At 40.4% G+C, this 13108-nt stretch carries 11 protein-coding genes; 7 read left to right on the forward strand and 4 right to left on the reverse strand.

Annotation, left to right across the window (positions count from 1 at the left end):
* Positions 1 to 15: 15 nt before the first annotated feature.
* A complete protein-coding gene (locus KF872_05460) occupies positions 16 to 324 on the forward strand; it encodes a PKD domain-containing protein (protein ID MBX2902986.1) in 309 nt (102 codons plus the stop codon).
* A 9-nt stretch (positions 325 to 333) separates the two neighbouring features.
* On the opposite strand, the gene bshB1 is transcribed toward KF872_05460, so the two are convergent.
* On the reverse strand, positions 334 to 1050 hold the full coding sequence (gene bshB1, locus KF872_05465; GenBank protein MBX2902987.1) for a bacillithiol biosynthesis deacetylase BshB1: 717 nt from the start codon (positions 1048 to 1050) through the stop codon (positions 334 to 336).
* Positions 1051 to 1214: 164 nt separating this feature from the next.
* Between bshB1 and KF872_05470 the strand changes: the two genes are divergently transcribed.
* The 3 genes from KF872_05470 to KF872_05480 all read left to right on the forward strand — a co-directional run bounded on the left by KF872_05470 (position 1215) and on the right by KF872_05480 (position 6480).
* The gene (locus KF872_05470) at positions 1215 to 2720 is read left to right on the forward strand and encodes a L,D-transpeptidase family protein (protein ID MBX2902988.1); all 1506 of its coding nucleotides are present in this window, start codon (positions 1215 to 1217) and stop codon (positions 2718 to 2720) included.
* Between the two features lie 121 nt (positions 2721 to 2841).
* Complete coding sequence (locus KF872_05475) at positions 2842 to 4740, forward strand: amidophosphoribosyltransferase (GenBank protein MBX2902989.1); 1899 nt, start codon at positions 2842 to 2844, stop codon at positions 4738 to 4740.
* 84 nt (positions 4741 to 4824) lie between these two features.
* Positions 4825 to 6480, forward strand: coding sequence for an FAD-dependent oxidoreductase (locus KF872_05480; GenBank protein ID MBX2902990.1), 1656 nt, complete (start codon positions 4825 to 4827; stop codon positions 6478 to 6480).
* 15 nt (positions 6481 to 6495) lie between these two features.
* Here the strand turns inward: KF872_05480 and KF872_05485 are convergent, their stop codons facing one another.
* The 3 genes from KF872_05485 to htpG form a co-directional block, all read right to left on the reverse strand.
* Positions 6496 to 7713, reverse strand: a complete 1218-nt coding sequence (locus KF872_05485) for a tetratricopeptide repeat protein (GenBank protein MBX2902991.1) — start codon at positions 7711 to 7713, stop codon at positions 6496 to 6498.
* A gap of 73 nt (positions 7714 to 7786) precedes the next feature.
* The gene (locus KF872_05490; GenBank protein MBX2902992.1) at positions 7787 to 7972 is read right to left on the reverse strand and encodes a hypothetical protein; all 186 of its coding nucleotides are present in this window, start codon (positions 7970 to 7972) and stop codon (positions 7787 to 7789) included.
* 104 nt (positions 7973 to 8076) lie between these two features.
* Positions 8077 to 9942: a molecular chaperone HtpG gene (gene htpG, locus KF872_05495; protein MBX2902993.1), complete on the reverse strand. Its 1866-nt coding sequence runs from the start codon at positions 9940 to 9942 to the stop codon at positions 8077 to 8079.
* A gap of 247 nt (positions 9943 to 10189) precedes the next feature.
* Here htpG and typA point away from each other — a divergent pair, with 247 nt between their 5' ends.
* The 3 genes from typA (at position 10190) to KF872_05510 (ending at position 13001) form a co-directional block, all read left to right on the forward strand.
* Entirely contained in the window at positions 10190 to 12010 is a 1821-nt protein-coding gene (typA, locus tag KF872_05500) for a translational GTPase TypA (protein MBX2902994.1), read from the forward strand.
* 32 nt (positions 12011 to 12042) lie between these two features.
* Entirely contained in the window at positions 12043 to 12417 is a 375-nt protein-coding gene (locus tag KF872_05505; protein MBX2902995.1) for a DUF983 domain-containing protein, read from the forward strand.
* Between the two features lie 269 nt (positions 12418 to 12686).
* Positions 12687 to 13001 (forward strand): transposase, encoded by a 315-nt coding sequence (locus tag KF872_05510; GenBank protein MBX2902996.1) that lies wholly within the window; start codon positions 12687 to 12689, stop codon positions 12999 to 13001.
* Positions 13002 to 13108 lie beyond the last annotated feature (107 nt).

A 13108-nucleotide genomic window follows, 5' to 3' on the forward strand; every position in this document is an offset into this window, starting at 1 on the left:
TAAAATACATACGCTGTGAAAACAGCCCCTGCACTCCTTATTCTGTTTTTGCTGTTTACCGCATCTTGTGGTAAAACGCCCTTTCCTTGCTTTATAGTTTCAGAAAATGAAGACAGCATTCCGGTAAACAAAACAGTTTACTTTAATGCCACTTGTTCCGATAAAGCGCAAGAATACTTTTGGACATTCCCAAACGATAGCATAGCTTACGATGAATATGTGAGCTACACTTTTCGCGACACGGGCGAAACAAAAGTGTCACTTTTAGTAACCAACGGCAACAAAACAAAATCGCTTACCAAACGCTTGTATGTGGTAAACTAACACACAGGGTTAGTGCAAATGCTGTATGTTTTTTACCAATGGTGTTCTATAAACAGTAAAACCCTCGGCATATTTTACGCCAGCAGGCACACCAAAGTGCGAAGCACGCGCCTTTACAAATTCTAAAAATTCGGGAGAAGAAATAAACGTAGCATCACCAGATTCCGAAGGATTAAAAAACTGAGTTTTGTATGCTAAAACCGCTTTCATTTTTTGTTCAAACACAGAAGAAATATCCACTACAAAATCTGGCTCGGCATGCAATGCCTGAATGTAACTATACACCGCTGCGGGTCTATGCGCCTGCTGTAATTTTCCATCCAAGTTAGTTTCTATTTTAGGTAAACCCGAAAGAAATACCGCATCGCGCACCAACTCAGCACTTCTTCCGTGGTCGGGGTGGCGATCGTATGCAGCATTCATAAGCACTACTTCCGGCTTATACTTACGTAGCACCCTAACTACTTCCAAAACATGTGCCTTATCGTGCGTGAAAAAACCATCTTCAAAACCCAAATTTTCGCGGATAGAAACGCCCAAAATTTCAGCCGCAGCCGCAGCCTCTGCTTTTCGAGTGGCAGCAGTACCGCGCGTTCCTAATTCGCCTTGCGTTAAATCCACAATACCCACGCTGCTGCCTTGTGCAATTTGAGCAAGCACAGTGCCTCCGCATCCCAGTTCCACATCATCGGGGTGAACGCCAATTGCAAGAATATCTAATTTCATACTGCTACATTAGTTGCAAACTATACGCACTGTGCTACTGCACCACGCTTATATGTTCTTTTATTTTTAATTTGCTGCAAATAAAAACTACCGTGCCTAAATACTTAAAATATTTTCTACTCCTAACAGTTTTTGCATGTGGCATTTGGGGCGCCACAAAATTCATGTTTAATGAAACCTATGCAGAAAAAGCATTGAAACTCTTAAATACACTTTCCGGAAAAGAGCTTACACGCAACAACGATACACACCGAGTAAAGCAAGCAGAACTCCTTAAACTATACTACGAAAAATACCAACGAGCCACCATTGCCGAAGCCGCAGAAAAAGCAAACACCGAAAAAAGAATGCTGTTGGAGATGCTACGATATGCAGACAGCTTAGGGCTAAATGCTCAAGATTATCACGAAAAATATCTAAAAAATTTCGATGCACAACTCAACAACGCCAATTACAGCTACGAAGAAAACTTGCTGCAATCCGAAATAGTATTTGCAGATGCTGCCATATCTTTTTTGCACGATGCAGCTTACGGTAAAGATATTCCCGGATTGGAGTACAACGGCATTACCCAAAACATAGACAGCGGCCGAATTACCAATGCACTGCAACAAGTGCTGGCAACCAAGCAATGGCATAAAGTACTAGATACATTGGAGCCGCAAATTCCCGAATACCTTACCTTGAAAAAACATTACAACCACTTGCTTACATCCTTGCAGCAAAATCCAACTTTAGATACTATGCAGTGCCATAGCGAAAACCCAATCCTTGCTCAAGAAAAATTGCATGCCATTTTCTCCTTTGCAACTACAGACACTATACTTAGTAACCATACCTTTGCCACAGCACTAAAACAATTTCAAAAAGCAATAGGTATAGACACTACCGGAATTTTAGATAAAAAAACAATAGCAGCCCTTAATGTGCCATTAACCGTGCGTGTACAGCAACTTAAACAAAGCCTTAACTGCTGGCGATGGACAGGGCGAATAGCAGAAAAATCATTCATACTCATCAATATTCCGGCAGCTACACTGCGCATTATTCAGCGCGATTCTGCTACCGAAACCAACATGCGCGTAATTGTTGGAAAAGAACAAACCCGCACGCCTGTTTTCACTTCCTATATTTCTAAAATTATTACTTACCCTTACTGGGTTCCAACATACAATATTGCCTCTAAAGAAATTTTACCCAAAGTAAAAAAAGACATCTCCTACCTTGAAAAAAACAACTTTACCGTATTAGATAAAAAAGGAAGAGAAGTAAACCCTGCTGAAATAAACTGGGCAACCATTTCACCTAAAAACCTACCCTATACTTTTAGGCAAGGTACCGGCTGCGACAACTCCTTAGGTGTAATGAAATTTGATCTAAACAGCCCTTTCAGCATATACCTGCACGACACCAACAGGCGCGATTTATTCTCCAAAAACGAACGCCATTTAAGCCACGGCTGTGTGCGGATAGAAAAACCTTTTTTGCTGGCAAACTTACTACTGGGCGACACAGTAAACACCACATACTTAAACGAATGTTTAAAAACTGAAAAGCCACGAGAGTTTAAACTTATCCGCAAATACCCGGTACTCCTTTTTTACATGACTGCTGATGTAAACAAACAAGGCCAACTCCAGTTCTTTAAGGATGTGTACAAAAAAGTATAGACACAGTGCCGCTCACATCAGTCTTTCAACACTAATTAAAATATAACACAGTAAGCACTTTCGCACATTTTGTAAACAAGCATTTTTATTCATAGGTTATTTCGTACCTTTGCGCAGCTGTATGAGCGATTCAATTAAGCACGAGTGCGGCATAGCACTCATTCGGTTATTAAAACCTCTCGATTATTACATTGAAAAATACCGCACCATAGCTTACGGTTTAAACAAACTGTACCTGCTTATGGAGAAACAACACAACCGCGGGCAAGATGGAGCTGGCGTTGGTGTAATTAAACTTGACCCTCCACCCGGAATACAATTTTTCAACCGTGTTCGCTCCACCAAAACACAACCTATTGTAGATATTTTCGACAGGGTTTTTTCTTCATTCCCTACAGGAAGAAAACCTCTTGAAAACCCAACTGCCGAAGCTGCTTGGAATAAAGAAAACATACCTTACGTTGGCGAGTTGCTCTTAGGGCATTTACGCTACGGCACATACGGAAAAAACAACGACAGTTTCTGCCATCCTTTTATTCGCGAAAACAATTGGATAACCCGTAATTTGGTATTGGCAGGCAACTTTAACATGACCAATGTAGATGCACTTTTCAATAACCTAATTGAACTAGGACAGCACCCACGCGAACGCAGCGACACCATTACGGTAATGGAAAAAATTGGTCATTTCTTAGATACCGAAGTACAAGAAATTTTTGATCGCTACAACCAACAAGGCTACACCAACAGAGAAATTACCAACTTTATTACCCAAGACCTAAACCTAGCCAAAATACTGCAGCGCAGTGCTAAAGATTTTGATGGCGGCTACGCAATGGCAGGAATGCTGGGGCATGGCGATGCCTTTGTGCTACGCGACCCCAACGGCATAAGACCTGCCTATTATTACCACGATGAAGAAGTAGTGGTTGTGGCCAGCGAACGCCCTGCTATCCAAACCACTTTTAATGTTCACTACGAAAGCATTAAAGAAGTGCCTCCCGGAGGAGCCGTTATTATTGAGAAAGATGGAAAAGTAAAACTTCACCAAATTGTAGAAGCAGGCGAACGTAAAAGTTGTAGTTTTGAACGTATATATTTTAGCAGAGGTTCCGATTTTGAAATCTATAACGAAAGAAAACGATTAGGCGAAAAACTTACCGATACCGTTTTAAAAGCCGTAAACTACGATTTTGAAAACACCGTTTTCTCCTTTATCCCCAACACGGCAGAAGTAGCATTTTACGGTTTATTGAAAGGTGCGGAAACTTACCTCAATCAATTTAAAACTGAAAAAATTGCCACCAACCCTAACATGCCGTTGGCAGAACTTTCTAAGTTAGTTGCACTTCGCCCACGCGTTGAAAAAATAGCAGTAAAGGATGTAAAAATGCGCACCTTTATTACCGATGATGCCAGCCGCGATGAAATGGTAAGCCACGTTTACGATATTACTTATGGCAGTGTTGTACCCCAAACCGACACGCTGGTGATGGTGGACGATTCCATCGTTCGCGGAACTACCTTACAAAAAAGTATTCTCTCTATTTTAGATAGGCTTCATCCCAAAAAAATAATCATTGTTTCTTCGGCACCGCAAATCCGCTATCCCGATTGCTATGGGATTGACATGAGCCGCATGTACGATTTTGTTGCCTTTAGAGCGCTTATTGCTAAACTAAAAGACGATAACAAAGAACACCTCCTTACCGAAATTTACCAATACTGCAAACGCGATGAAGATAAATCGGCACACGAAGTAGAAAACCACGTAAAAAAACTATACGACCTCTACACTGCCGAAGAAATAAGCAATAAAATTTCGGAGATTGTGAAGCCACAACAAATTTTTGCCGATGTGGAAGTTATTTATCAATCTATTGAAAACTTACACGAAGCCTGCCCAAACAATAAAGGCGATTGGTACTTTACAGGAAACTATCCAACACCTGGTGGCAACAAAGTAGCCAATAAAGCATTTATGAACTACGTAGAAGGTAAAAACAACAGAGCTTACTAAAACGGCAACTACTCTGCCAGATGTAACATCTGTTACCAAATTCCAGCAGCTGAATAAGCACCTTGCACGCAAATACTTTAAAACATGAAAATAATAATAGTGGGAGGCGTTGCCGGAGGCGCCACCGCAGCAACAAGACTAAGAAGACTCTCTGAAGAAAACCAAGTAATAATTTTTGAAAAAGGTTCCTATGTAAGCTTTGCCAATTGTGGCTTACCATACCATATTGGCGGCACTATTGCCAAAAGAGATGCACTGCTTTTACAAACACCCAAAAGCCTTAAAGAGCGCTATAATTTAGATGTAAGAATCCACTCCGAGGTATTAAACATCAACCCCCAAAACAAAACCATTTCTGTAAAAAATCTTGAAACCAACGAATGCTATACCGAAAGCTACGATAAACTCCTGCTTTCGCCCGGAGCAGAGCCAATAAAACCTCCATTTGAAGGAATTGAATCGCAACGAATTTTCACCCTCCGCAACATTCCCGATATGGATAAAATAGTGGCACAAACAAAAAGTGCCCAGTCCTTTGTGGTAGTTGGCGGAGGCTTTATTGGATTAGAAGTAGCTGAAAATTTAATTGAAGCAGGTAAAAGCGTAACCCTTGTTGAACTCGGCAACCAAGTAATGGCTCCGGTTGATTTTGATATTGCCAGCTTCTTACATGCAAAAGCAAAAGAAAAAGGACTTGAACTGCTCTTAAACACCGGAGTGCAAAAATTCCGCGACACCGAAAATGGAATTGAAGTTTACCTCAATAATGGGAATGTATTAAACACCGATGCCGTTGTGTTGGCTATTGGCGTAAAGCCCGAAAACCAACTTGCCAAAAACGCACAACTCACCATTGGCGAAACGGGTGGCATATTGGTAAATGCTTTCTTGCAAACCTCTAATCCCGATATCTATGCAGTAGGCGATGCCATTGAAGTAGAACACTTTATTCATCGCAAAAAAGTACTAATTCCACTCGCATGGCCGGCAAATAGGCAAGGCAGGTTGGTAGCCGATAATATTGTTTTAGGCAATACGCAAAAGTATAGTGGCACTTTAGGTTCATCTATTCTAAAATTCTTTGAACTTACGGTAGCCTCTACCGGCATGAACGAAAAGTTCTTACAACGAAACCACATTCCTTACCAAACTGCAATGGTAACCCGTGGGCATCATGCAGGCTACTATCCCGGTGCAAAAACCTTATTACTAAAGTTATTGTTTGATACCCAAGGTGCTATTCTAGGAGCGCAAGCCGTAGGCGAAAAAGGAATTGATAAACGCATAGATATTATTGCCACTGCCATAAAAGGCAAACTCACTATTTATGATTTACCGGAAATAGAGGTTGCATATGCACCTCCTTTCAATTCGGCTAAAGATCCTGTAAACATTGCAGGTTACGTAGCCGAAAATATGCTAAGTGGCAACTTAGAAATGGTTCATTACCATAATTTTCATGCCTTTGTACAAGAACACAACGCCATTGTATTAGATGTGCGTACACCACAAGAATTTGCAGCAGGACATATAGAAGGAGCCATCAACATAAATGTAGATAATCTAAGAGCGCAACTCGGCAGTATGGATAAGCAGCGCATGTATGTAGTGTATTGCCAAGTAGGTATGCGTGGTTACTTGGCATATAAAATTCTTAAAAACAATGGGTTTAAAACCGTAAACCTCAATGGCGGTTATTTCTTATGGGCAAAAGTGCAAGCAGCACTTTCTGCAATTTAGTAACGCAACTGGGAGTTACCTTTTTGCCTGCTTCAATACTTTTTTGGCAGCACTATTTTTCTTTAGTCCTTTAAGTGCCGTAGCCAATTCCAGCATGGCAGGGTGGCAATCTTTATCTAGTGCCAATGCGCGATTTGCATACTCTCCGGCTTCTTTATAGTGTTTCAAGTTATTGGCTGCTTTGGCTGCGGCTATTTGTGTTTCTTTTTTATCGGTAAGTATATCTGCCGCTGGCTTTAGCAGTTCAAATGCCAAATCGTTTTTCTTTAAGTGCAGGTAAGCTAAACCCAAAAGGTTTTTCAACTCTACATTGGTTTTTACGGTGCTCAGCGCATTGTTTAAATGGAATACACATTTTTCAAAATCCTTAGCATCAAAATAGAGTTGCCCCAACATTACATTCGCAATTTCACTGCTCATATTTATGGAATACAAACGTTCATAGGCATTCAACGCATTTTCTTTTTGCCGCGTTTCCATATACAGTTTGGCAAGGAGCGTAAGCACTTCGCGATTATTGGGAAGCATGGTAGCCGCCTTATCTAAATTTATTTCGGCTTGCTTAAAATCTTCTAAAGCATATTGAGCGCTGCCCAAGTTATAGTAGGCAACTGCAAAGAGGCTATCGTTAATAAGACATTGCTTAAAATAATCGCGTGCTTTTAGAATGTTATCCATGTTGCGGTAGCATACTCCGGCTAAGTTGTACACATCGGCACGCTGCTTATCTATTGCCAATAATTTCTCGTAGTGCTGCGCTGCATCGTTGAAGTTGCGCAAAAAGAAATACGAATTTGCCAAGTAAAACAACGCAGCCGTATCATCGCTATTGGTTTGTAGGTGTAGCTTATACGCCATTATGGCTGAATCGTACACACTGCGGTTGTAGTAATCGTTGCCAATAGTGCGCAAATCGTTTTTTATGCCGGGCAATTTTGAATCCTTTTGCTTTCCAAAAGAAAGGTTCAATGCCTGTGTGCGCACCTTCATTTTTTGCGAGAGGGTTTTGCTCCCCAAAGAGTCGTACACCAAAGATAACATGGCGTTTGCTTCTTTATCGCCCGGTTGTAATTGCAAGGCATGTTGGAGCGCTTTTGCTGCGGCTAAAAAACTTCGTTCGTAGTAATTTACTATACCTAACGAACGATAATAATATGCAGGATATTCTTGCTCGGTTTGCGCTTGTGCAGCAACTGTAAACAGCAGGAATGAAATGAATAAAACAACTCTCAAATTCTACAAAGGTTTTGGGAAAAATACACGTTTTTACCAAAACGCAAAACAATTTTTATTGTTTCTTGCCTTACTAAAACGGTATTAAGTTTTTTATCTTTTCTACCGCTGCTTCATCCATAAAACCAAAGGCTACCAGGCCAAATAGTATTAACCACAAAATTCCTTTCACTAAAAAAAATAAGAAACCTGCTGCGCCCAATTTCTTTAGCCAACTGAATTTCTTATTCTGCTCTTGTGTTTCTTGCATAAGTTGCATGAAGTGTGTATTTGGAAATTTGTTGTTTTAATTTTCGTAAGCAAACATCTTGTTTAGAAGTAATCTAAACAAAGTTTTAACAATAAAAAGTTTTAGAGTGCAACTTACTGTAATTCGGTAACGCTGCGTTGAATAAAATCGGTGAGCGCTTTTCCTTTCAGCATACCTTGTGCCAGCAATGCCAAATCGTACAGTTGCTTTACCTTTTCTTGCGATTGGGCTGCCTTCAATACGGTTTGAATAGAAGCATGATTGGCGTTTACTACCAAATTATACTGCTCCGGCATTTCGCCCATAAAGGCAAACTGCCCGCCACCATGCTTGCTCATTTCTGCCATTCTGCGCATAAACTCGCTGCGCGTAATTTGCACGGGCATTTCATCGGGAGCTAATGCTTTTACTTCTACTATTACTTTAGTATCATTAATGGTTTCGGCAAAAAGCTGCTTCACTTTTTCTTCTTCATCCTTGGTTAAAACCGATGCTTGCTCATTTTCCTTCTCTATCAGTTTATCAATAGTATCGGCATCTACGCGTTTAAACACTACATCGCTTTGCTTGTACTCTAATTGTTGAATAAAATGCTGATCTATAAGTGCATCGAATTGCAACACAACATAGCCGTATTTTTTTGCGGTTTGTATGTAACTGTCTTGCCCTTCTTTATCGGTGGTATATAGCCACACTATTTTACCGTTTTTATCTTTTTGTGTGGTATTTGTTTTCTCCTTCAATTCATCAAACACAAAAAATTCATTATCGGAACTTTCGTATAAGCAAAACTTTTGCGCTGTTTCATAGAACTTTTCATCGCTCAGCATTCCGTACTTAGCAAATATGCCAAGGCTTTCCCATTTAGTTTGGAAAGAAGGGCGGTCTTGCTTAAATATTTCATACAGTTTATCGGCAACTTTTTTTACGATGTGTTGCGATATTTTTTTCACGTTTGGATCGCCCTGTAAGTAGCTGCGCGAAACGTTTAGCGGAATATCGGGAGAATCAATTACACCTTGCAGTAAGGTTAAAAATTCCGGCACAATTTGCTCTACCGAATCGGTTACAAAAACCTGATTGCAGTATAGGTGAATTTTATTGCGGTTTAATTCTACATTGGGTTTAAACTTAGGGAAGTACAAAATTCCTTTAAGGTTAAAAGGAAAATCGGTATTGATATGAATCCAAAACAAAGGCGGCTCGCTAAACGGATACAATTCGTTGTAGAAATTGGTATAGTCTTCGTCCTTTAACTCCGAAGGGCTTTTTACATAAGCCGGAGTGGCATTGTTTACAACATTTGGAACTGTTTGCATTAAAGGCTTACCATCGGCATCTTTGGCATCTTCGCTTGCAACTTCTTTGGTTCCAAAACGAATTTCAACAGGTAGAAAACGACAGTATTTTTCGAGCATCTGGCGGATTTTGGCTTCTTCCAAATACTCTTTGGCATCTTCGTTTATATGTAAAACAATATCGGTTCCGCGTGCTGCTTTCGCTGTTTCGCCCAATTCAAACTCGGTAGTTCCGGTGCAGCTCCAATGTGCGGCAGGTTCTTCTTTGTAGCTCTTGGTAAAAATCTCAACCTTATCGGCCACCATAAAAGCAGAGTAGAAACCCAAACCAAAATGCCCGATAATGCTTGCTTTATCGGCACCTTCAAACTTTTTAATAAACTCTTCGGCACTGGAGAGCGCAATGGTGTTGATGTAGCGCTTTACCTCATCGGCAGTCATGCCAATTCCTTTATCGCTAATAGTAAGTGTTTTAGCCTCCTTATCAATTTTAAGCTCAATAAAAAGTTCGCCTAATTCGCTTTTTATTTCGCCCATGCTTGCCAATTTCTTGGCTTTAGTAGTGGCATCTACGGCATTGCTCACCAATTCGCGCAAAAAAATCTCTTGTTCGCTGTATAGGAACTTCTTAATAATAGGAAATATGTTTTCTGTAGAAACTGAAATTGTACCTTTTTCCATGAATTGATATTTTTTGCCTACTGACGGCAAAGATTATGCCATGCCTGCTTGTACTGACAAAATGACTAAACCCAATTTGGTAAAATTACCGCATTCTGATAGTTTTCTACAAATTAGAATAAACCATTTTAGTGGTTGCAAAATTAAATTTTTACTTTCGCGCCCGTTTAAAACGAAACCGAGAGCGATTTTTAAGTTATCACTTTTCTAAACATCTCAACAATTACCGCTTTTCGTTTCATCCATTTTGTATATGAAAATTAAAAACATAGCCATCATTGCCCACGTAGATCACGGCAAAACTACTTTAGTTGATAAACTGCTACACCAATGCAAACTCTTTAGAGAAAACCAACAAAGCGGTGAGCTGATATTAGACAATAATGATCTGGAGCGCGAGCGTGGTATTACCATTCTTGCCAAAAACGTAGCAGTGGAATACAAAGGCTACAAAATAAATATTATTGACACTCCCGGACACGCAGATTTTGGAGGAGAAGTAGAGCGCGTACTAAATATGGCAGATGGCGTATTGCTTTTGGTAGATGCTTTTGAAGGTCCTATGCCACAAACACGCTATGTACTAAGCAAAGCTATTGCATTAGGCAAAAAACCTATTGTAGTTATCAATAAAGTAGATAAACCCAACTGCCGCCCCGAAGAAGTACACGAATCGGTATTCGACCTTATGTTTAACCTAGGAGCAAACGAAGATCAACTCGATTTTCCAACAGCATACGGAAGTGCCAAAAACAGCTGGATGGGTTCCGACTGGAAGAACCCATCGGATGATGTTTCTTACCTTTTAGATTTAATTATAGAAAAAATTCCTTCGCCCGAAATGAGGGAAGGAACTATTCAACTTCAAATAACTTCGCTCGATTATTCCAGTTATATCGGAAGAATTGCAGTAGGCAGAGTAACACGAGGCACTTTGCAAAGCGGCACACCGGTGCAACTAATTAAACGCAAAGGCGGCATGGTAAAATCGCGCATAAAGGAATTATATGTATTTGACGGTTTAGGCAAAAAGAAAACCGACAGTGTACAATGTGGTGATATTTGCGCAGTAGTAGGTATAGAAGGTTTCGATATTGGCGATACCATTGCCGATTTTGAAAATCCTGAAGCGCTGCCTCCTATTAGCATTGATGAGCCTACCATGAGCATGGTATTCACCGTAAATAACTCTCCATTTTTTGGAAAAGAAGGTAAGCACGTTACTTCACAAAAAATACGCGAAAGGCTCGATAAAGAACTAGAAAAAAACCTTGCGCTACGCGTAGAAGATTCACCCAATGGGGATGCCTTTATTGTATTTGGCCGCGGTATTTTGCACTTAGGTGTATTGATAGAAACCATGAGGCGCGAAGGCTTTGAATTGTGTATTGGCAACCCACGCGTAATTGTAAAAGAAATTGACGGCAAAAAATGCGAACCAGTAGAAATACTTACCATCGATTGCCCCGAAAGTACCAGCGGAAAATGTATTGAACTGGTAACTATGCGCAAAGGAGCATTGCTCATTATGGAACCCAAAGGCGATATCATGCACATGGAATTTGAAATTCCATCGCGCGGTATTATCGGGCTGCGCACATTGGTGCTAAACGTAAGTGCAGGAGAAGCAATTATGGCGCACCGCTTTAAAGAATTTCAACCGTGGAAAGGCGATATTGCATCCCGCATTAACGGCACTTTAATTGCCAAAGATATGGGTAGAGCCACTGCCTACTCAATAGATAAATTCCAAGACCGCGGCACATTCTTTATTGAAGCCGGAGTAGAAGTATATGAAGGACAAATAGTGGGCGAAAACAATAAGGACAACGATTTGGTATTAAACATTACCGAAGCCAAAAAACTCACCAACTTCCGCGCCTCCGGTTCAGACGATAAAGCTGTATTGGCACCTCCGGTAATTATGAGTTTAGAAGAGTCTATGGAATATATTCAAGAGGATGAATACGTAGAAGTTACTCCAATTTCTATCCGCCTCCGTAAAATATTATTGAAGGAAAACGACAGAGCAATTGCCAAGAAAAAGGGCGCAAATGCTTATGCCTAAATCTTTATAGGTTTTATCACAAGACTTTGAGCATGAAACAACATGCACCATCCTTTTGGAAAAGTGTTTTGCAATGTAAATGCCCAAAGTGCCGAAAAGGGAACTTATTTACCTTTGCCAATCATTTTAAATTTTCCGGCATGTTGGCAATGCCCGAAAGTTGTGCCGTTTGCCAACAAAAATTTGAAATTGAACCCGGTTTTTATTTGGGTGCATTGTGGCTTAGCTATCCTTTAGTATTGCTTACCGAGCTGGCTACACTGCTCACTTGCTATTTGGTTTTACAGCTATCGTTGGTAGCATCCTTTGCAGTTGCGGCAATAATACTATTGCTGCTGCTGCCAATAACTATGCGTTTGGCACGCTCACTGCTTATTCATTTATTTGTGAGCTACGAGCCACACTAAGATTAGCGCACACATACAGTCTTCTAGTTATAGTAAGTACAAGAGTGAAATAGAAGTATAATTCCCAGCCAAGAAATAAGCCCAAAGTTTACTATTCCCACTGCTTAGCAGGTTAGTTTACTGTAAACATAAAGTCGGAAAATCTTTACACTCCACAAAGAGAAATGTACGGCAGCGTACTAAAAACTATCGCTGAATGAATAATAAAATAATCAGCACCATAACTATCCGAAAGTTTTTCAAAAAGAAAACCCCGTTGTAAATTGAGTTTGCAACAACTTTCTGAACAATGGGACTTTTCCGAAGGACTAAAAATAACCGCCAGCCAACTCTATAAACACAGATGGAACATTGAGTTGTTCTTCAAAGCACTCAAACAAAACTTGCAGGTGAAAACCTTTACAAGCAACAGCCCCAATGCCGTGAAATCACAAATATACATCGCGCTGATTGGCTACCTGCTCTTAGAACTGCTGCGCAGAAACACCTGCAAGGCAAATCACGCCTTCTCCAACTTCACCGAAAAAATAAGCATCTGCTTGCCTTATTACCTTTCCTTAAATTATGTCTGCAATAGAATTTGACAAGGAGCTAAGCCCATCACGCTAAAACCGCCAAACTTATTTTCCAACCAAAATCAACTGTCGCTCAATGCTGGCGATGCTTTCAGAACCCTTTTTGACTAATTTAC

The sequence above is a fragment of the Chitinophagales bacterium genome (genome assembly GCA_019638515.1).
Classification (GTDB): Bacteria; Bacteroidota; Bacteroidia; order Chitinophagales; family LD1; genus UBA7692.

Bases quoted from the DNA above. Each gene is read 5' to 3' on its own strand.
- bshB1 (MBX2902987.1), bottom strand. From the start codon at position 1,050: ATGAAATTAGATATTCTTGCAATTGGCGTTCACCCCGATGATGTGGAA.
- KF872_05470 (MBX2902988.1), top strand. From the start codon at position 1,215: ATGTTTAATGAAACCTATGCAGAAAAAGCATTGAAACTCTTAAATACA.
- KF872_05475 (MBX2902989.1), top strand. From the start codon at position 2,842: ATGAGCGATTCAATTAAGCACGAGTGCGGCATAGCACTCATTCGGTTA.
- KF872_05480 (MBX2902990.1), top strand. From the start codon at position 4,825: ATGAAAATAATAATAGTGGGAGGCGTTGCCGGAGGCGCCACCGCAGCA.
- KF872_05490 (MBX2902992.1), bottom strand. From the start codon at position 7,972: ATGCAACTTATGCAAGAAACACAAGAGCAGAATAAGAAATTCAGTTGG.
- htpG (MBX2902993.1), bottom strand. From the start codon at position 9,942: ATGGAAAAAGGTACAATTTCAGTTTCTACAGAAAACATATTTCCTATT.
- KF872_05505 (MBX2902995.1), top strand. From the start codon at position 12,043: ATGAAACAACATGCACCATCCTTTTGGAAAAGTGTTTTGCAATGTAAA.